Raw genomic sequence first — 17,689 nt, forward strand, 5'->3', positions numbered from 1 at the left:
CGTGCCTTCCCTCGACCCCTCGCGCGACGTCGTCGCGCTGACCGCCGACCTGGTCGACATCGCCTCGGAGAGCTTCGACGAGCAGGCGATCGCCGACGCCGTCGAGGCCGTCCTGCGCGCGGCCCCGCACCTGGACGTCGTCCGCGACGGCCACACCCTCGTGGCCCGGACGAACCTCGGCCGGGCCGAGCGGGTCGTCGTCGCCGGCCACCTCGACACCGTGCCGGTCACCGGCAACTTCCCCTCCCGGCTCGACGGCGACGTGCTATGGGGCCTGGGCTCGTGCGACATGAAGGGCGGCGTCGCCGTCGCCCTGCGCCTGGCCGCGCACCTGACCGAGCCGAGCCGCGACGTCACCTACGTCTTCTACGAGGCCGAGGAGGTGGCGGCCGTGCACAACGGCCTGGGCCGCCTGGCCCGCGAGCGTCCCGAGCTGCTGGCCGGCGACTTCGCGATCCTCATGGAGCCGTCCGACAGCGGCATCGAGGCCGGCTGCCAGGGCACGATGCGCTTCGACGTCGTCACCCGCGGCGAGCGGTCGCACTCGGCCCGCTCGTGGATGGGCTCGAACGCCATCCACGCCGCGCACCAGGTGCTCGCCCGCCTGAACGCGTACGAGCCGCGCCGGGTCGACATCGACGGTCTGGAGTACCGCGAGGGGCTCAACGCCGTGATGGTCACCGGGGGAGTGGCCGGCAACGTCATCCCCGACGAGTGCCGCGTGACGGTCAACTACCGCTTCGCGCCGGACCGCGACGAGCCCGCCGCGCTCGCGCACGTCCAGGACGTGTTCGAGGGCTTCGAGCTCGAGGTCACCGACTCCTCGCCCGGCGCCCTGCCCGGCCTCTCGCGGCCCGCGGTGCAGGACTTCGTGGCCGCCGTCGGCGGCGAGGTGCGGCCCAAGTTCGGCTGGACGGACGTCTCGCAGTTCACGAGGCTGGGCGTCCCGGCGGTCAACTACGGCCCGGGCGACCCGCTGTACGCCCACAAGGCCGACGAGCACGTGCCGGTGGCGCAGCTGCGAGAGGTGGAGGAGCGGATGAACAGGTGGTTGGGCGCATGAGCGACGAGAAGCGGACCTACGGCGACACGCACCTGGGCCCGGTGCGGTTGCGCCGCAAGATGGTCAAGGAGACGACCACCGACCAGCGCCTGCTCGACAGCCACGGCGACACCGACTGGCTGCACACCGACCCGTGGCGCGTGCTGCGCATCCAGTCCGAGTTCGTGGAGGGCTTCGGCGCGCTGGCCGAGCTCGGCCCGGCCGTCGCGGTCTTCGGCTCCGCGCGCACGCCCCAGGACGATCCGCACTCGCTCATGGCCGAGAAGATCGCCCAGGGCCTGTGCCAGCGCGGCTACGCCGTCGTCACCGGCGGCGGTCCCGGCATCATGGAGGCGGCGAACCGCGGCGCGTCCGAGTGCGGCGGCACGTCCGTCGGCCTGGGCATCGAGCTGCCGCACGAGCAGAGCCTCAACGACTGGGTCGACCTCGGCATCAACTTCCGCTACTTCTTCGTGCGCAAGACGATGTTCGTGAAGTACACCGACGGCGCCCTCGTGCTGCCCGGCGGCTTCGGCACCATGGACGAGCTGTTCGAGGCGTTGACGCTGGCCCAGACGCACAAGATCACCGAGTACCCGGTCGTCCTCGTGGGCGTCGACTACTGGTCGGGCCTGATCGAGTGGATGCGCAGCACCATGCTGACGGCCGGCAACATCGTCGCCGCCGACCTCGACCGCATCGTCCTCACCGACGACGTCGAGGAGGCGCTCGAGGCCTTCCCCAAGAAGTCGTGACCGAGCGCGGAGCGGAGCCGGGGCCCGACGGGGAGCTGCGCTGCCCGTGGGGCAACGCGCCGGACATGACGGCGTACCACGACACCGAGTGGGGCCGGCCGGTCCGCGACGACCGCGGACTGTTCGAGCGGGTGAGCCTGGAGGCGTTCCAGTCGGGTCTGTCGTGGGCGGTCATCCTGCGCAAGCGTGAGGGCTTCCGGGCCGCGTTCGCCGGCTTCGACCCCGCCGTCGTCGCGGGCTTCGGCGAGGACGACCGGGCCCGGCTGCTCGGGGATGCGGGCATCGTCCGCAACCGGGCCAAGATCGACGCCACCATCGCGAACGCCCGGGCGTACCTGGCGCTGGACGAGCCGTTCGGCGAGCTGCTGTGGTCCTTCGCCCCGGACGTCCACCCCGCGCCGCGCACGCTTGCCGACGTCCCGGCCGTGACCCCGGAGTCGACGGCGTTGGCGAAGGCGCTGAAGAAGCGCGGCTTCCGCTTCGTCGGACCGACGACGGCGTACGCCCTCATGCAGGCCACGGGCATGGTCGACGACCACCTCGCCGACTGCGTCGTCCGCCAGGGCTAGGTCAGGCGGGTTCCAGCGCTCTCGGTCGGTGCTTGACGTGGCGGGCGTGACGCAGGGGTCGCTGCTGAGGGTCGATCCGGGGTGGTGGGACGACCTCGACGACTCCGTCCCTCGCCAAGCGCGCTGACCAGTCGGAGTCGTGGAGCAGGTGGTGGTGGAAGAAGCAGAAGAGTGCGCCGTTGTCGACGGACGTGGTTCCGCCTTCGCTCCAAGGGACGAGGTGGTGGGCCTCGCACCAGCCGGGTGGCCGGTCGCATCCCTTCCACGAGCAGCCGCCGTCCCGTTTGGCGAGGGCGATGCGCTGGGACCTCTCGTGGAGACGCTTCTGCCGGCCGACATCCATGGGCTGGCTAGCACCGTCCAGGACGACCGGGATCAGGTGGGCGTTGCAGGCCAGGCGCCGTGCTTGGGAGGCGGAGAGCCCGGTGTCGGTGGAGAGCATCGCCCGTCCGAGGTCGCGGACCAGGTCGTCGTGCTTCATCGAGATGGTCACGGTCGCCGCAACACCACCGGCCTTCGGGAACGCATCCTGCGGGAGGTGCTCGACCAGCTCGCACAGCGCGAGTCCCATCCGGCGGGCGTGGTCGAGGCGTCCGATCTCGTGGTCGGAGTGGTCGCCGTCGACGTCGCGGAAGATCGCGCCGTCCCGTCGCGGTGAGGCGAGGCCTTCGAGGACGGTCCTGAGCATGTCGGCCTGCACGTCGGGCAGCACGCCACGGATGCTGGAGCGGCCTTTCCCCATGCGGGTGATCGACAGGTGGGTCTCGTCCCACGCTTGCTTCTCCTGGCGCTCCAGCTGCGCGCCGATGATCTCGTCCGCGGAGTCGGGGTCGACCACTTCCACGATCCGGTTCGCCAGTCGCCGCAGGTCGTCCGCGCCGAACTCACGAGCGTGCTCCAGCAGGGTGGCCTCGGCGTCGTCGTGCTGCTCGTCCACGAACCACTCCGGCAGGGCGTCGAGGGCCTTGAGGATGATGTGGGCCTGCTCGGTGGTGAGCTGCCCGGCATCCCACCGCTCGCGGGTGGCGGCGCCACGTGTCGGGTCGAGCCGGGTCAGCGAGACCAGCTTGGACGCCTCGCGCTTGGACACGTTGGTGGTGCTGGCCAGCCACACGGCAGGGGAGGTGCAGCCATCTTCTCGAGGGAGGCCTCGACCCTCCGCTGCCGCCGTCAGCTTCACCGTCAAGGCTTGGAGCGCGGACGCGGCTTGGGCGGCGGCCTGCAGCTCGGCCCGGATCTCGCGGTCGGTCAGCGTCCAGGGCTCGAGCGCGCTGGACTCCTCCAGCAGTGCCTGAACCTGGTCGCTGATCATCCGAAACCCCCGTGTCGAACGTTTGTTCTAGTCTACCTCCGGGGACTGACAGGAACAACGCGATATCCACTGGAATCGAAGATGTTTTCGGCGCTTCGACAAGCTCAGCGAGCGCGACTCGGGCGAGCCGACAGGCCGACCCCCGCACGCACTCAACCGCTTCGTCATCAGCCCCTCGGGTGACCGCCCGCTCAAGGCTCCTTTCGACAAGCTCAAGGAGCGGGCTCGCGCGAGCCGACAACGCAGGGGCGCCCACACCCCACCACGTCGTCATGAGCCCCTGGGCCGACCACGCAACCAAGGCTCCTTTCGACAAGCTCAAGGAGCGGGCTCGCGCGAGTCGACGAACCAACCCGCCACGCTCCCCACCGTGTCGTCATTCCTACGCCCCGGCAAGAACCCCGCACCATCGACGACCGACCGACGGGGAACCCCGGAGCCCGGATCTACGCTGGATGATCTGCACCGGCCGCCCGGGGCGGCCTCGTCCGAGGGAGGGATCATGCGCATCTCGTCCGTGCTGGCCAGCGCCGTCGCCGCCACCGTCCTGGTGGCCGTGCCGACGTCGGCCGACGCCGCCACCAGCGTCCGGTACCGCGACCGGGTCGGCGACGCACCCAGCCACGCCGACATCCGCTGGGTGAAGATCAACAAGTCCAAGCGCTGGCTCGTCACCACGATCCGGCTGCGCGAGGTCGTCCGGCCGGGCCGGGACGACGAGAGCCTGTTCTGGATCCACTACGACACCACCGGCTCCCGCAGTCCCGACTACCTGTTCGCCGTGCCCGGCGCCGAGTGGCTGGCCGGCTCGGCCCGCGGCTGGTTCCGCGTACGTGCCGGCACCGAGCCCGAGGACGTGTACGGGGACTGGGGTGCCTGCCTGGGCGGTCGCCGTCCCTACGCGTACAGCCCGACGCGCGACACCATCCGGGTCCGCATCCCGATGAGCTGCTTCGAGGGGGCGACGCGGGTCCGGCTCGCGGTCAACACCGACCACGGCGACGACCCGAGCACCCGCCACGACTGGTTCCGTCGTCCGGGCCAGTACAGCCGCTGGCTGCGCTGACCGACCGGTCGCCGCGCCTCCTGCCGCCCGACCCTCGCCTGAGCGGTGACCCCGCAACCGAATGGACGACCCGTGCGGTTGCGGGCTCACCGCTCCCGAGGCGGAAGGGTTGCCTGCGCACCGCCCGCCGACGATGGAGGTGGACGACGCACCGCCGGCGCCCGCGCGCCTCCGCGGAAAACCGGTCCTGCCCGCCTAGCCTGGCGCCATGGCCAAGACCTCGGACGCCCCCCGCACCGACCGTCGTGCTCGTCGCTCCACCCGGACGATCGCCGCGGTGGCGCTGCTGCTGACCGCCGCCGTCGTCGGTGTCGCCGCGATCTCCGCCGGCTCGACCGGCCTGCTCGTGGCCGCCGTCGTCTACGCCGTGGTCGCCGGCTCGGTCGCCGCGCGCCTGCTGAGCGACGAGACCGCCCAGGTCCGCCGCTCGTGGGCCCAGGACCGTGCCGCCACCGCCCAGTCCTACACCCGCACCGCCGCAGCCCGCTCCGACGAGCAGGCGGCGTTCGCCGAGACCATGGGCGCCCGCGTCCGCGCCGGCGTCGAGCGCCAGACCAAGCTCGTCGAGCAGGTCACCGCGCTGGAGTCGGCCGTCCACGAGACCCGCACCCGCCTGGCCGACGAGCGCAAGCGCAGCGAGGCGCTGGACGCCCAGCTCGCCGCCGAGCGCGAGTCGCTCGTCCAGGCCGAGGCCGAGCTGTCGTCCGTGCGCACGGAGCTCGAGCGCGTCCGTGCCGAGGTCCGTCGCCTGCAGGCCGAGCTCACCACCATCGAGAGCGCCGAGGCCGAGCTGCGCGAGCAGCTCGTCGCCCAGCACGCGGACGTCCTGCGCCGCGAGCAGGCCGACCGCCTGGCCTGAGTCAGCGTCCCTCGAACACCGGGGGACGACCCTCGGCGGTCGCGGCCCGCGCCTCCGCGTGGTCGCGCGAGCGCCGCAGCATCGCCGCCCGCTGGGCCTCCACCTGCATCGTGCCCACCAGCCCGTCGTCGGCCGCGTGCGACAGCGACCGCTTGGTCGCGGCCACCGCCAGCGGCGGACGGGCCGCGAGCTCCTCGGCGAGCGCCTGCACCTCGTCGTCCAGCTCCGGAGCCGGGACGACGTAGGTCGCGAGCCCGAGCGTGAGCGCCTCGCCGGCGCCGACGACGCGAGGACGCAGCAGCAGGTCCGTCGCGCGTCCCCGTCCGAGCAGCCGGGGAAGCGTCCAGGACAGCCCGCCGAGCGGCGGCAGCGCGTCGGCGTCGACGCCCGTGTCCAGGCACGCGTCGTGCGCCAGGACGCGCAGGTCGGCCGCGCAGGCGAGCGCCAGGCCGGCGCCCCGCGCCGTGCCGGCCACCGCCACCACGACGGGCTGGGGGAGCGCGGCGAGGGCGGTGACGACGGTCGGGACCACCGCTTCGTCCGCCGCGTCACTGACAGGCAGGTCCAGGTCGCCGGTCAGGACGACGCAGCGCGCCGAGGTGTCGGTGGAGACGCCGTGGAGCCCCTCCGCGAGCGCGTCCAGCCCGCCGCCGCGTGCAACCGTCAGCACCCGCACGCCGGTCGTCTCTCGCGCGTCGAGCGCGTCGTCCTCGTGGGTCACCGGGCGCCTCCTGACGATCCGTTGGCCGCGTCACACGGTCATGGGGGATAATAGGCCGGGCGCTCTCCACCGGGGGTGCCAGGACGAGAGGGGATTCAATGGCGGCCATGAAGCCACGGACCGGCGACGGACCGATGGAGGTCACCAAGGAGGGGCGCTGCATCGTGATGCGTGTCCCGCTCGAGGGCGGCGGACGACTCGTCGTCGAGCTCAACAACGAAGAAGCCGCCACGCTCGGCGACGCCCTCAAAGCCGTCTGATGCTGGGACTGTCCGTGCGCTGGTCGTTGACCGGCACGCCGGACGGCACCCTCGAGGCGCTGCGCGAGTACGTCGAGGAGGAGTCCTTCCGACGCTTCGCAGCCCTCGAGGGCCTGCGCTTCAAGACCTGGCGCGCCCGTGAGGGCGAGTGGTTCGAGGGGACGTACGTGTTCGTCAGCGAGTCCGCCCGTGCCGAGTTCCAGGCGAAGATGGAGCAGCAGGCTCCAGAGCTCCCCGGGTCGAAGCTGATCGGCTCGGCCCCCGTGCTCATCGAGCCGTTCGAGACCGTCGCCGTCGTGCGCGGACCCGGCGGCTTCCGCTCGGCCTCCCGCTTCGAGCGCTAGGCCAGGCGCTGGGCGACGAGCAGGCCGTCGCCCACCGGCAGCAGCGAGCTGCGCAGCGAGTCGTCGGCCGTCACCGCGGCGATCGTCTCGCGGATCGCGGTCGTCTCCGGGTCGCGCTGGTCGGCGTCCGCCACGCGGTCGTGCCAGAGCGCGTTGTCGATGACGACCAGGCCGCCCGGACGCACGAGGCGCTTGGCCTCGGCCAGGTAGTCCAGGTACTCGACCTTGTCGCCGTCGATGAGCACGAGGTCGTAGCCACCGTCGGTCAGGCGCGGCAGCACGTCCAGGGCGGCGCCGGCGATGAGCCGGAAGCGCTGCGGCGGGAGTCCGGCCTCGCGGAAGGTGTCGCGGGCCAGGCGCTGGTGCTCGGCCTCCAGGTCGACGGACGTGAGCACGCCGCCGTCGGCCATCGCGCGCAGCATCGTCAGCCCCGACACGCCGGTGCCGGTGCCGACCTCGACCACGGCGCGAGCCTGCAGGGTCGAGACGAGCAGGGCGAGCGTGCTGGCCGCGCCCTGCGAGAGCGGGGTGACGCCCACCTGCCGCGCGCGGTCGCGTGCGGTGGCGAGGTGCTCGTCCTCGGGGACGTGGCGCTCGGAGAGCTCGAGGCTGGCTGACGTGGTGATCGGAGGGCTCCTTCGTCTGGTCAAGCCCAGACTAGGCCCGCGTCAGCCCTGGAATCACGGGCGACACGCGGTGCCGGACACATTGCCCGGTGATCAGCGTCGCGCCTCGTCGCGGCTCTGCGTCAGCGTGATGCCGAGGACGACGACGCCCACGGCGACGCCCAGCGCACCCGTCACGAGACCGAGGAGCGACCAGGCCACCCCGGTCGTGCTCGCGTCGTCGAGGGACTTCTCGAGGATCGCGGCGCTGAGCACCATCACCACGAAGCCCCCGATGCTGAGGAGCCGGGTCACCAGTCGCGCGTCGTCGCTCACCGCAGCAGACTAGGGGCCGGCCGCCGGACGCGGAGCGCTTTCCCGCAGGGAACCATCAGCGGGCTCTCGGCGTTCTCTCAGCAAGGCCCGAAAGGATCGGGCCATGAACGAGGTTCAGGAGCCCGTGACGCAGACGCTCGACTGGCACGACGTGGTGGCGCAGCACTCCGCCCGCGTCTACCGCCTGGCGTACCGGCTCACGGGCAACCGCCAGGACGCCGAGGACCTGACCCAGGACGTGTTCGTCCGCGTGTTCCGCTCCCTCGACCGCTACGAGGCGGGCAACTTCGAGGGCTGGATCCACCGCATCACCACGAACCTCTTCCTCGACCGCGCCCGTCGCCGGTCGCGCATCCGCATGGACGGCTTCGCCGAGGGCGCCGAGGAGCGGCTGCTCTCGCGCGAGGTGCAGCCGGACACGTCCGTGCACGAGGCCGGCTTCGACCCCGACGTCGAGAACGCCCTGCAGTCGCTGTCCGAGGACTTCCGTGTCGCCGTCGTGCTGTGCGACGTCGAGGGCCTGTCGTACGAGGAGATCGCCGACGTGCTCGGCGTGAAGCTCGGCACCGTCCGCTCGCGCATCCACCGCGGACGCACGCAGCTGCGCCAGGCCCTGGCGCACCGCGCGCCGCGGGCCGGACGCACCCGTGTCGGGGGCCCGGTCGAGGTCTGATGGGGCACCTGGACGACGACGTCGCCGCGTACGTGGACGGGCAGCTGCCCGAGTCCGCGGCGCTGGCGGCCCGTCGCCACCTGGAGGTGTGCGAGCCGTGCCGCTGGGCGGTGGCCCAGCAGGAGGCGCTCAAGGAGCGCATGCGCCAGGCCGGGGGACCGGCCGTCCCGCACACCCTCATGGCGTCGCTCGCCCAGCTCCCGGACGCCCGCATCGAGCACGAGCCGTGGTCGTCACGGCTGCGGCGCTCACGCACCGCACGGGTCTCGGTCGGCGTGCTCGGCTCGTGCGTGGCCCTGCTCGCCGTCGCCTTCGCGCTCGGTGCCCCGGACGACGGCGTCGACGAGGTCTCGCCGCCGTTCGAGGCGTACGTCGCCGCGTTCGCCGGCGCGAGCGCGACCCCGGTGCTGGCCACCGGCAGCCCGATCGACGACGTGCAGGCCGAGCGGCTCACGGCCGAGGGTTGGCCGTGCCACCACACGCTGGCCGGCGACCTGCGCCGCGAGCACGGCAGCCAGGACGCGTCCACGGTCGCGCTGAGCTACGGCAACGGCACCCACCGGCTCGACCTGTACGAGCAGCAGGGCGCGCTGAGCGAGGCCGCCGTGCGCGGATTCACCCGCACCACGGTCGCGGGCTCGCCGGTGTGGATGAGCGCCGGCCGCCCGACGATCCTCACCTGGGACGCCGACGGCCTCGTCTACACGGTGGTGACGGACGCGGGCACCGACCGCATCGGCCGCACCCTGGCCGAGCTGCCGACGCCGGTCGCGACGGACGACCCGAGCGTGCCCGAGCGGGTGGGCGACGGGTTCGCACGCATGGCCGGCTGGCTCTCCGACGCCGCTTGAGCGGTCGTCCACGGGCCTAGGCTGGCCCCATGGGCCACCGCATCTTCACCACCGCCGTCGCGGACGTCTACCCGCACTACGTCACCAAGGTCGAGCGCAAGGGACGCACGCGCGACGAGCTGGACGCGGTGACGTGCTGGCTGACCGGCTTCGACGCCGACGAGCTGCAGCGACACCTGGCGGCGGGCACGACGTTCGAGGACTTCTTCGCCGAGGCCCGGCTGAACCCGGGCGCCGAGCTCATCACCGGCTCGGTGTGCGGAGTCAAGGTCCAGGAGGTCGAGGACCCGCTCATGCGGCGCATCCGCTACCTGGACAAGCTCGTCGACGAGCTGGCCAAGGGCAAGGCGCTGGAGAAGGTGCTGCGGACCCCGGCGGCCTAGCTCAGGTCGCCTCGTCGTCGAACGGGGGACGGGCGCCGACGGGCAGCACCGACGGCAGCGCGACGTCCGGGTTCAGCCGGGGCTTGGTCGGCGACGCCTCGTCGTCCAGGAAGGTCCGCCGCACGACCTCGCGCGGGTCGAGCGAGGCGAGGTCGAGGTCGGAGAGGTCCTGGCCCATCTCGCGGCCCAGGTCGTTCTTGGCGTTCTCGGCCATCTGGCGGACGGTGCGGATGCCCCGGCCGGCCTGCTTGGCGATCTCCGGCAGCTTGTCCGGCCCGAAGACGAGCAGCGCCACCACGAGGATGACGGCGATCTCGGGCCATCCCATGCCGAACATGGCTGGAGCCTACAGGCGGCCGGCGGGGGCCAGGCCCAGCTGCATGCCGGCCAGGCCGCGGGTGCGGCCGCTGAGCCGGTCGGCCATCTTCTGCAGCTCCTGCGCGGCGACCGACGTGGGGTCGGAGACGACGATCGGCTCACCGGTGTCGCCGCCGACGCGCAGCTTCTCGTCGAGCGGCACCTTGCCCAGCAGCGGGACGTCGTAGCCGAGCCGCGCGCCGAGCGTCTTGGTGACCTGCTCGGCGCCGCCGGAGCCGAAGACCTCCATGCGCTCGCCGGACGGCAGCTCGAGGTAGCTCATGTTCTCGACGACGCCGACGACGCGCTGGTGCATCATCGAGGCCATCGTGCCGGCGCGCTCGGCGACGGTCGCGGCGGCCTGCTGCGGCGTGGTGACGACGACGACCTCGGCCCCGGGCAGGTGCTGGCCCAGGCTGATCGCCATGTCGCCGGTGCCCGGGGGCAGGTCGAGGAAGAGCGCGTCCAGGTCGCCCCAGTAGACGTCGCTGAGCATCTGGACGAGGGCGCGGTCGAGCATCGGGCCGCGCCAGGCGACGACCTGGTCGCGCGCGGGCTTGAGCATGCCGATGCTGATGACCTTCATGCCGTGCAGCGGCACGGGCATGATCATGTCCTCGACCTGCGTGGGACGCGCGTCGCCGGCGCCCAGCATGTCGGGGATCGAGTGGCCGTAGATGTCGGCGTCGACGATGCCGACCTTGAGGCCGCTGCGCGCCATGGCCAGCGCGAGGTTGACCGTCACCGAGGACTTGCCGACGCCGCCCTTGCCCGAGGCGATGGCGTACACCTTGGTCAGGTTGCCGGGCTGGGCGAAGGGGATGTCGCGCTGGGTGACGCCGCCGCGCAGCACCTCCTGCAGGTTCTTGCGCTGCTCCTCGTTCATCACGCCCATGTCGACCGTGACCTGCGCGTCCGGCGCGATCTTCGTGACGGCGTTCGTCGTGTCGCGGGTCAGCGTGTCCTTGAGCGGGCAGCCGGCGACCGTCAGCAGCAGCTTGACCGTGACGCTGGAGCCGTCGATGACGACGTCGTCGACCATCCCGATCTCGGTGATGGGTCGCTTGATCTCCGGGTCGTTGACGGTGGCGAGGGCCTCGAGGACCTGCTCACGGGTGACGGAAGCCATGGCCCCCATGGTACGTACCGGCGCGTAACGCCCTCAGGGCAGCGTCACCTCACCCGGGTCAGCGGTCGGGGGCGTCCTCGTCGCGGCGTCGGTCGAGCTCCTCGACCAGGTCGCGCAGCTCCGAGCGCAGGAAGTCGCGGGTGGCGACCTCGCCCATGCCCAGCCGCAGGCTGGCGACCTCGCGGGCGAGGAACTCCATGTCGGCGTGCGACTGCGCGCTGGCCTGGCGGTCCTGCTCCTGCTGGACCCGGTCGCGGGCCTCCTGGCGGTTCTGCGCCAGGAGGATGAGCGGCGCGGCGTACGAGGCCTGCAGCGACAGCACGAGCGTCAGGAAGATGAACGGGTACTCGTCGAAGCGCGGACGGTCGGGGCCGGCCGGCAGGTTCCAGAGCACCCACAGGACGATGAGCACCGTCATGCCGCCGAGGAACCGCGGCGTGCCCATGAAGCGGGCGAACTCCTCGGCGAAGCGGCCGAAGGTCTCGCGACCCCCGCGCGGACGCGGCAGGCGGCGGCGCGACGGGTCGCGCGGCTGGTCGAGTCGGAATCCGGTCTCAGCCACGGGTCACCGCCCTCGACGCCAGGCCGTGGGTCTCGCTCTCGCGCCAGCCCTCGGGGAGCAGGTGGTCGAGCACGTCGTCGATCGTCACGACGCCGAGCAGGTGCGCGGCGTCGTCGACCACGGGCAGGGCGACCATGTTGTAGGCCGCGAGCAGGCTCGAGACCTCCTCCAGGCTGCTCTCGGCGCGCGGCCACTCGATGTCGTTGTCGACGACGGCGCCGACGAGCGTGGAGGGAGGTTCGCGCAGCAGCTGCTGGAAGTGGACGACGCCCAGGAAGCGTCCGGTGGGCGTCTCCAGCGGCGGACGGCACACGTAGACGGTGCTGGCCAGGGCCGGGTGCAGCTCGGGCGCGCGGACGCGGGCCAGGGCCTCGGCGATCGTCGCGTCGGGCGGCAGGACGATCGGCTCGGGCGTCATCATGCCGCCGGCCGTGCGGTCCTCGTACGTCATGAGCCGGCGGACGTCCTCGGCCTCGTCCTCGTCCATGAGCCCGAGCAGGTGGTTGGCGGTGGCCGCGGGCAGCTCGCCCATGAGGTCGGCGGCGTCGTCGGCGTCCATCTGGCCGAGCACGTCGGCGGCGCGCTCGGGGTGCAGCACGCCGAGGATCTCGACCTGCAGCTTCTCGGGCATCTCCTCGAGGATGTCGGCCAGCCGCTCGTCGGTGAGCTCGGCGGCGATCTCGGTGCGGCGCTTGGGCGTCAGCTCGCGCAGCGCATTGGCCACGTCGACCGGGCGCATGTCGTCCATGGTGGCCAGCAGGTGCGTGGCGCCCTGCCCGGGCTCCTCGCTCGACAGGCCCGACACCTCGTCCCACTCGACCACGTGGCTGGCGCCGCGGCGGCCGAAGCGCTTGCCGGCCTCGCGCACGGCGAGCTGGCCGACGTACCAGTCACGGCGCGCGTCCTGCTCCATCGCGACGTCGTAGACGGTGCCGGTGGTGCCGTCGGGCAGCGTGACGGTGCGGTCGAGCAGCTCGCCGAAGACGAGGGTCTCGGTGCGGCGCTGCTCGAACCGGCGCACGTTCAGCAGGCCGGTGGTGATGACCTGCCCGGCGTCCACGGACGTGACGCGGGTGATCGGCAGGAAGACCCGGCGGCGGCCCAGCACCTCGACCACGACGCCGAGGACGCGCGGACGCTGGCGGGCCGAGCGGACGGCGATGACGACGTCGCGCAGCTTGCCCACCTGATCGCCGGCGGGGTCGAAGACCGCCAGGCCCACGAGGCGGGAGAGGAAGACTCGTCCGGGCGTGGTGCTCACGAGCAGACCTCCTGCGAAAGGACGGGGGCGGACCGGGTCGCGGGAGGTCCCGGGCCGGCCGGTCGCTCCCGGCCCGACCCTACCGCCGCGGCCCCGGGCCCGCCGCGACCCGCCCGACGAGCCGACCGGGCCACCGGTGCGTACGGTGAGACGCACGTCACCTAGGGGGTACATCCATGGCGCTCGCCGTGCTCGACCGCGACCGGACGGTCGCCGGACCCACGTTCAACCGCTGGCTCATCCCGCCCGCCGCGCTCGCGGTCCACCTGTGCATCGGCCAGGTGTACGCGACCAGCGTCTACAAGAGCTCGCTGGTCGAGCACTTCGACTCCTCGCTCACCGCGATCGGCTTCATCTTCTCGCTGGCCATCGTCATGCTCGGCGTCTCGGCCGCGATCTTCGGCACGTGGGTCGACACGGGCGGCCCGCGCCGGGCCATGGCCGCGGCCGCCGCGTGCTGGACGACCGGGTTCCTGGTGGCGGCGCTCGGCATCGTGAGCGAGCAGCTGTGGCTGGTCTACCTCGGCTACGGCGTCATCGGCGGCATCGGGCTCGGTATCGGCTACATCTCGCCGGTCTCCACGCTCATCAAGTGGTTCCCCGACCGTCCGGGCCTGGCCACCGGCATGGCGATCATGGGCTTCGGCGGCGGCGCGATGATCGCCAGCCCGGCCTCGTCGTGGCTGCTGGAGCGCTACGACAGCGCCTTCGACACCGCGAGCGGCGTCGCGTCGGGCTCCGCCGTCGCCAAGCTGTTCGTCACCTTCGCGATCGTCCACCTGCTCGTCATGTCCTTCGGCGCGTGGCTGATCAAGGTGCCGCCGCCGGGCTGGCGTCCGGCCGGGTTCGACCCGTCGACCGTCAAGCAGAAGTCGCTCGTGACGACCGAGAGCGTGTCCGCCAACAACGCCATCCGCACGCCGCAGTTCTGGCTGCTGTGGGTCGTGCTGTTCTGCAACGTCACCGCCGGCATCGGCATCCTCGAGCAGGCCGCGCCCATGATCCAGGACTTCTTCCGCGAGAACGGCGAGTCGACCGTGGCCGCGGCGTCGGCCGCCGGGTTCGTCGGCGTGCTGTCGCTGTGCAACATGGCCGGCCGGTTCGTGTGGTCGTCCACCTCGGACGTCGTCGGGCGCAAGCCGATCTACATGCTCTACCTCGGCGCCGGCGTCGTGCTCTACCTCGTGCTGGCCCTGCAGGGGTCGGCCTCGGTCGTGCTGTTCGTCGTGCTGGCGGGCATCATCCTCAGCTTCTACGGCGGCGGGTTCGCCACCGCGCCGGCGTACCTGCGCGACCTGTTCGGCACGTTCCAGGTGGGCGCGATCCACGGCCGGCTGCTGACCGCGTGGTCCGTGGCCGGCGTCGCCGGACCGCTCATCGTCAACGGCTTCCTGGACGCCCGCGGCGAGCCCGGCAACCTGCAGGCGGCCGACTACCGACCCGCGCTGCTGACCATGGCCGCGCTGCTCGCGGTCGGGTTCGTGGCCAACCTGCTCGTGCGTCCGGTGGCCGACCGCTTCCACGAGCCGGACCGGGTCGAGCCGACGGCGACCGACACCCACGGCGAGGTCGTCGAGGCCCACGACGTCGACCGCCGCACGCCGCTGCTCGTGCTGGCCTGGGCGGTGGTGGGCATCCCGCTCGGCTACGGCATCTACGAGACCGCGGCCAAGGCGGTGGACCTGTTCGGCTGACCGCCGGCACGCAGCGAGCCCGCCCGGGGACGTCCTCGGGCGGGCTCGCTGCGTCCGTGGGCCTCAGGCCAGGCTGAGCAGCCGGTCGGTGGCCGCGTCCGGGCACCCGGCGTACCAGCGCTCGAGCACCTGGCCGAACACCGGCTCGTCGGCCGCCGTGCGGGCGAACAGCGTCATGGACGAGTGCAGCTTCTGCGCATCGACCGGCCCCAGGACGTCCTCGGGCGCCCGGTCGAGGTCGCGGACGATGATCGTCACCTCGACCAGCCGGGGTCCGAGCACGGGGTGGGCGAGGTAGGCCTCGGCCTCCTCGGGCGAGCTGATCGCGAAACGCATCGACGTCTCGCTACGGCCGAGACCGGCCATCTGCGGGAACACGAACCACATCCAGTGCGTCCGCTTGCGACCCTCGGTGAGCTCGGCGACCACCCGGTCGTGGACGTCGCGGCCCTGGGCGTCGACGAAGCGCTGCAGGTCGAAGGAGTCGGTCACGACAGGTGCGTGGGCTGCGGGTGGGTCTTGTGCGAGTCGTCGGAGCGCACCTGGTCCTGCTCGCCGCCCTCGGCACCCCCGTGAGAGTGCGGGACCGACGGGGTCAGCCACACCACCACCGACTTGTAGGTCGGCTGGTTGCTCTTGAGCGCCGTGGAGTCCAGGGGCACCAGGACGTTCGCCTCGGGGTAGTAGGCGCCGACGGTGCCGCGCGGGACGTCGTACTCGACGACGCGGAAGCGGTCGGCGCAGCGCTCGACGTCGTCCTCCTCCCAGCACGTGTGGATGTCGACGAAGTCGCCCGGCTCCAGGCCGTGCGCGGCGACGTCCTCGCGGTGCATGAACACCACGTGGCGGCCGCCCTCGATGCCGCGGTAGCGGTCGGAGGTGCCGTAGATCGTGGTGTTGAACTGGTCGTGGCTGCGCATCGTGTGCAGCAGGAGGTGGCCCTCGGGGACGTTGAGCACCTCGATCGGCGAGACCTCGAACTCGCCCTTGCCGGACTCCGTCTCGAACGAGCGCGAGTCGCGCGGCGGGTGGGGCAGCAGGAAGCCGCCCTGCTTGCGGCAGCGCGCGTTGTAGTCCTCGCAGCCGGCCACCACGCGCGAGATGTGGTCGCGGATGATGTCGTAGTCGTCCTTCATCGACAGCCAGTCGATGCCGAGGCGGTCGGCGCCGCCCTCGGTGTCGGCGAGGGTCGCGGCGGCGATGCCGGCGACGATCGCGACCTCCGAGCGCAGGTGCGGGCTGGCCGGCTCGAGCGGTCCGTGCGAGGCGTGGACCGCGCAGACGGAGTCCTCGACCGTGATGATCTGCTCGCCCGACGCCTGGACGTCCTTCTCGGTGCGGCCGAGCGTCGGGAGCAGCAGGGCCACGTCGCCGCACGTCAGGTGCGAGCGGTTGAGCTTGGTCGCGACGTGGACGGTCATCCGGGCGCGGCGCATGGCGTCGCGGGTGACGTCGGTGTCGGGGGAGGCGGTGACGAAGTTGCCGCCCAGGCCCATGAAGAACTCGACCTTGCCGTCGCGGAGGGCGCGGATGGTGTCGACGGTGTCGAGGCCCTCGTGCCGCGGCGGGTCGAAGCCGAACTCGGCCTGCAGGGAGTCCAGGAACTTCTGCGGCGGACGCTCCCAGATGCCCATCGTCCGGTCGCCCTGCACGTTGGAGTGTCCGCGGACCGGGAACAGGCCGGCGCCCTTCTTGCCCAGGTCGCCCCGGGCGAAGGCGAGGTTGCACAGCTCCTTGATGGTGGCCACCGCGTTGCGGTGCTGGGTGATGCCCATGGCCCAGCACCAGACCGTCGCCTTGGACGCCGCGAGCATGCGGGCGGCCTCGGTGATCTGGTCGCGGGTGAGCTCGGTGGCGGCCTCGACCTGGGCCCAGTCGACCTGGCGCACGTGCTCGGCCCAGTCCTGGAACCCGGTCGTGTGGGCGTCGATGAAGTCGTGGTCGAGGGCGTCCCACTCGACGATCAGGGAGCCGATGGCCTGCAGCAGCGCCAGGTCGCCGTTGGGCTTGACCGGCAGGTGCAGGTCGGCGATGTCGGTGCCGCGGCCGACGACGCCGCGCGGCTTCTGCGGGTTGCGGAAGTTGACCAGGCCGGCCTCGCGCAGCGGGTTGATCGCGATGATCTTGGCGCCGCGACGCTTGGCCACCTCGAGCGCGGACAGCATGCGCGGGTGGTTCGTGCCCGGGTTCTGCCCGGCGATGATGATGAGCTCGGCGTTGTAGACGTCGCTGATCGTCACGCTCGCCTTGCCGATGCCGATCGACTCCTGCAGCGCGATGCTCGTGGACTCGTGGCACATGTTCGAGCAGTCGGGCAGGTTGTTGGTGCCGTAGGCCCGGACGAACAGCTGGTACAGGAACGCGGCCTCGTTCGACGCGCGTCCGGACGTGTAGAAGGACGCCATGTCCGGCGAGGGCAGGCTGCGCAGCGTCGTGGCGATCTCGCGGAAGGCCTCGTCCCACGAGATCGGCTCGTAGTGCGTACCGCCGGAGCGCTTGACCATCGGGTGCGTGAGCCGGCCCTGGCGCTCGAGCCACATGTCGTCGTGCTGCTCGAGGTCGGCGATGCTGTGCCGCGCGAAGAGCTCGGGCGTCGCCCGGTCGGTGTCGCCCTCCCAGGCCACCGCCTTGGCGCCGTTCTCGCAGAACTCGGCCGTGTGGCGGTCCTTCGGCGCGGGGTCGGGCCAGGCGCAGCTCATGCAGTCGAAGCCGTCGGCCTGGTTCAGCTTCAGCAGCGTCTGCGCCGAGCGCTTGGGTCCCATGAGCGACAGCGAGCGCTCCATCGCCACGCGCACGCCGGTCACCCCCGCCGCGGCGTCCTTGGGGTCGTGGACCTTCAGCTGGGACTCGTCGATGCGGTCGTCGCTCACGGGAATCGCCTCCTGCCGTCCACGCTAACGTGCGGGCCGG

20 protein-coding genes and 1 pseudogene are annotated in these 17,689 nt (G+C 72.1%); 11 read left to right on the forward strand and 10 right to left on the reverse strand.

Translation table 11 applies throughout. The features are described 5' to 3' along the window. Position 1 precedes the first annotated feature (1 nt). Genes dapE through E0W78_RS09010 form a run of 3 tightly spaced genes read left to right on the forward strand, consistent with a single transcriptional unit; the run spans position 2 to position 2,366 of the window. Positions 2 to 1,063, forward strand: coding sequence for a succinyl-diaminopimelate desuccinylase (dapE, locus tag E0W78_RS09000; RefSeq protein WP_131403535.1), 1,062 nt, complete (start codon positions 2 to 4; stop codon positions 1,061 to 1,063). Next, positions 1,060 to 1,797 (forward strand): TIGR00730 family Rossman fold protein, encoded by a 738-nt coding sequence (locus tag E0W78_RS09005; RefSeq protein ID WP_131403536.1) that lies wholly within the window; start codon positions 1,060 to 1,062, stop codon positions 1,795 to 1,797. The genes dapE and E0W78_RS09005 overlap by 4 nt, the downstream gene beginning before the upstream one ends. Beyond that, positions 1,794 to 2,366 (forward strand): DNA-3-methyladenine glycosylase I, encoded by a 573-nt coding sequence (locus tag E0W78_RS09010; RefSeq protein WP_278249429.1) that lies wholly within the window; start codon positions 1,794 to 1,796, stop codon positions 2,364 to 2,366. Before E0W78_RS09005 ends, E0W78_RS09010 begins: the two co-directional genes overlap by 4 nt. A gap of 1 nt (position 2,367) precedes the next feature. On the opposite strand, the gene E0W78_RS09015 is transcribed toward E0W78_RS09010, so the two are convergent. Beyond that, positions 2,368 to 3,678 (reverse strand): HNH endonuclease signature motif containing protein, encoded by a 1,311-nt coding sequence (locus E0W78_RS09015; protein WP_131403537.1) that lies wholly within the window; start codon positions 3,676 to 3,678, stop codon positions 2,368 to 2,370. A 502-nt stretch (positions 3,679 to 4,180) separates the two neighbouring features. Here E0W78_RS09015 and E0W78_RS09020 point away from each other — a divergent pair. Further along, positions 4,181 to 4,744: a hypothetical protein gene (locus E0W78_RS09020; protein ID WP_131403538.1), complete on the forward strand. Its 564-nt coding sequence runs from the start codon at positions 4,181 to 4,183 to the stop codon at positions 4,742 to 4,744. A 208-nt stretch (positions 4,745 to 4,952) separates the two neighbouring features. Then, a complete protein-coding gene (locus E0W78_RS09025; protein WP_131403539.1) occupies positions 4,953 to 5,603 on the forward strand; it encodes a hypothetical protein in 651 nt (216 codons plus the stop codon). Between the two features lies 1 nt (position 5,604). Here the strand turns inward: E0W78_RS09025 and E0W78_RS09030 are convergent, their stop codons facing one another. Next, a complete protein-coding gene (locus E0W78_RS09030; RefSeq protein ID WP_165570451.1) occupies positions 5,605 to 6,324 on the reverse strand; it encodes an enoyl-CoA hydratase-related protein in 720 nt (239 codons plus the stop codon). Positions 6,325 to 6,422: 98 nt separating this feature from the next. Here E0W78_RS09030 and E0W78_RS09035 point away from each other — a divergent pair, with 98 nt between their 5' ends. Together E0W78_RS09035 and E0W78_RS09040 are read left to right on the forward strand one after the other, a co-directional pair. Continuing rightward, positions 6,423 to 6,584: a DUF3117 domain-containing protein gene (locus E0W78_RS09035; protein ID WP_019145023.1), complete on the forward strand. Its 162-nt coding sequence runs from the start codon at positions 6,423 to 6,425 to the stop codon at positions 6,582 to 6,584. Continuing rightward, the gene (locus tag E0W78_RS09040; protein WP_131403541.1) at positions 6,584 to 6,928 is read left to right on the forward strand and encodes a hypothetical protein; all 345 of its coding nucleotides are present in this window, start codon (positions 6,584 to 6,586) and stop codon (positions 6,926 to 6,928) included. Before E0W78_RS09035 ends, E0W78_RS09040 begins: the two co-directional genes overlap by 1 nt. Here the strand turns inward: E0W78_RS09040 and E0W78_RS09045 are convergent. Both E0W78_RS09045 and E0W78_RS09050 read right to left on the reverse strand, forming a co-directional pair. After that, on the reverse strand, positions 6,925 to 7,578 hold the full coding sequence (locus tag E0W78_RS09045) for an O-methyltransferase (protein WP_242686286.1): 654 nt from the start codon (positions 7,576 to 7,578) through the stop codon (positions 6,925 to 6,927). The two genes, E0W78_RS09040 and E0W78_RS09045, sit on opposite strands and share 4 nt — an antisense overlap. 69 nt (positions 7,579 to 7,647) lie before the next feature. Beyond that, positions 7,648 to 7,869: a hypothetical protein gene (locus tag E0W78_RS09050; RefSeq protein ID WP_131403542.1), complete on the reverse strand. Its 222-nt coding sequence runs from the start codon at positions 7,867 to 7,869 to the stop codon at positions 7,648 to 7,650. A gap of 91 nt (positions 7,870 to 7,960) precedes the next feature. Here E0W78_RS09050 and sigE point away from each other — a divergent pair. The 3 genes and pseudogenes from sigE to E0W78_RS09065 all read left to right on the forward strand — a co-directional run. Further along, positions 7,961 to 8,542, forward strand: a pseudogene (sigE, locus tag E0W78_RS09055) (RNA polymerase sigma factor SigE); the annotation flags it as partial. Next, the gene (locus E0W78_RS09060; RefSeq protein ID WP_131403544.1) at positions 8,542 to 9,393 is read left to right on the forward strand and encodes a zf-HC2 domain-containing protein; all 852 of its coding nucleotides are present in this window, start codon (positions 8,542 to 8,544) and stop codon (positions 9,391 to 9,393) included. The pseudogene sigE and the gene E0W78_RS09060, both read left to right, overlap by 1 nt. Before the next feature lie 29 nt (positions 9,394 to 9,422). Then, positions 9,423 to 9,776: a DUF2200 domain-containing protein gene (locus tag E0W78_RS09065; protein ID WP_131403545.1), complete on the forward strand. Its 354-nt coding sequence runs from the start codon at positions 9,423 to 9,425 to the stop codon at positions 9,774 to 9,776. Position 9,777: 1 nt separating this feature from the next. Here the strand turns inward: E0W78_RS09065 and E0W78_RS09070 are convergent, their stop codons facing one another. Genes E0W78_RS09070 through E0W78_RS09085 form a run of 4 tightly spaced genes read right to left on the reverse strand, consistent with a single transcriptional unit; the run spans position 9,778 to position 13,085 of the window. Continuing rightward, positions 9,778 to 10,113 (reverse strand): sec-independent translocase, encoded by a 336-nt coding sequence (locus E0W78_RS09070; RefSeq protein ID WP_131403546.1) that lies wholly within the window; start codon positions 10,111 to 10,113, stop codon positions 9,778 to 9,780. Between the two features lie 9 nt (positions 10,114 to 10,122). Then, complete coding sequence (locus tag E0W78_RS09075) at positions 10,123 to 11,262, reverse strand: Mrp/NBP35 family ATP-binding protein (RefSeq protein ID WP_131403548.1); 1,140 nt, start codon at positions 11,260 to 11,262, stop codon at positions 10,123 to 10,125. Positions 11,263 to 11,320: 58 nt separating this feature from the next. Next, complete coding sequence (locus E0W78_RS09080; protein WP_131403549.1) at positions 11,321 to 11,824, reverse strand: DUF1003 domain-containing protein; 504 nt, start codon at positions 11,822 to 11,824, stop codon at positions 11,321 to 11,323. Continuing rightward, the gene (locus E0W78_RS09085) at positions 11,817 to 13,085 is read right to left on the reverse strand and encodes a CBS domain-containing protein (protein ID WP_242686287.1); all 1,269 of its coding nucleotides are present in this window, start codon (positions 13,083 to 13,085) and stop codon (positions 11,817 to 11,819) included. The genes E0W78_RS09080 and E0W78_RS09085 overlap by 8 nt, the downstream gene beginning before the upstream one ends. Before the next feature lie 176 nt (positions 13,086 to 13,261). Here E0W78_RS09085 and E0W78_RS09090 point away from each other — a divergent pair, with 176 nt between their 5' ends. Continuing rightward, positions 13,262 to 14,779 (forward strand): OFA family MFS transporter, encoded by a 1,518-nt coding sequence (locus E0W78_RS09090; RefSeq protein ID WP_131403551.1) that lies wholly within the window; start codon positions 13,262 to 13,264, stop codon positions 14,777 to 14,779. A 63-nt stretch (positions 14,780 to 14,842) separates the two neighbouring features. On the opposite strand, the gene E0W78_RS09095 is transcribed toward E0W78_RS09090, so the two are convergent. Together E0W78_RS09095 and E0W78_RS09100 are read right to left on the reverse strand one after the other, a co-directional pair. Continuing rightward, a complete protein-coding gene (locus E0W78_RS09095; protein WP_131403552.1) occupies positions 14,843 to 15,271 on the reverse strand; it encodes a DUF1810 domain-containing protein in 429 nt (142 codons plus the stop codon). Then, positions 15,268 to 17,649: an FdhF/YdeP family oxidoreductase gene (locus E0W78_RS09100; protein ID WP_207392696.1), complete on the reverse strand. Its 2,382-nt coding sequence runs from the start codon at positions 17,647 to 17,649 to the stop codon at positions 15,268 to 15,270. Before E0W78_RS09100 ends, E0W78_RS09095 begins: the two co-directional genes overlap by 4 nt. Positions 17,650 to 17,689 lie beyond the last annotated feature (40 nt).

The sequence above is a fragment of the Aeromicrobium sp. IC_218 genome (assembly GCF_004336805.1).
In the GTDB taxonomy this organism is placed as follows: domain Bacteria; phylum Actinomycetota; class Actinomycetes; order Propionibacteriales; family Nocardioidaceae; genus Aeromicrobium.

Coding starts and splice junctions, on each gene's coding strand:
- E0W78_RS09005 (WP_131403536.1), top strand. CDS start 1,060: ATGAGCGACGAGAAGCGGACCTACGGCGACACGCACCTGGGCCCGGTG.
- E0W78_RS09015 (WP_131403537.1), bottom strand. CDS start 3,678: ATGATCAGCGACCAGGTTCAGGCACTGCTGGAGGAGTCCAGCGCGCTC.
- E0W78_RS09020 (WP_131403538.1), top strand. CDS start 4,181: ATGCGCATCTCGTCCGTGCTGGCCAGCGCCGTCGCCGCCACCGTCCTG.
- E0W78_RS09025 (WP_131403539.1), top strand. CDS start 4,953: ATGGCCAAGACCTCGGACGCCCCCCGCACCGACCGTCGTGCTCGTCGC.
- E0W78_RS09035 (WP_019145023.1), top strand. CDS start 6,423: ATGGCGGCCATGAAGCCACGGACCGGCGACGGACCGATGGAGGTCACC.
- E0W78_RS09040 (WP_131403541.1), top strand. CDS start 6,584: ATGCTGGGACTGTCCGTGCGCTGGTCGTTGACCGGCACGCCGGACGGC.
- E0W78_RS09060 (WP_131403544.1), top strand. CDS start 8,542: ATGGGGCACCTGGACGACGACGTCGCCGCGTACGTGGACGGGCAGCTG.
- E0W78_RS09065 (WP_131403545.1), top strand. CDS start 9,423: ATGGGCCACCGCATCTTCACCACCGCCGTCGCGGACGTCTACCCGCAC.
- E0W78_RS09070 (WP_131403546.1), bottom strand. CDS start 10,113: ATGTTCGGCATGGGATGGCCCGAGATCGCCGTCATCCTCGTGGTGGCG.
- E0W78_RS09075 (WP_131403548.1), bottom strand. CDS start 11,262: ATGGCTTCCGTCACCCGTGAGCAGGTCCTCGAGGCCCTCGCCACCGTC.
- E0W78_RS09090 (WP_131403551.1), top strand. CDS start 13,262: ATGGCGCTCGCCGTGCTCGACCGCGACCGGACGGTCGCCGGACCCACG.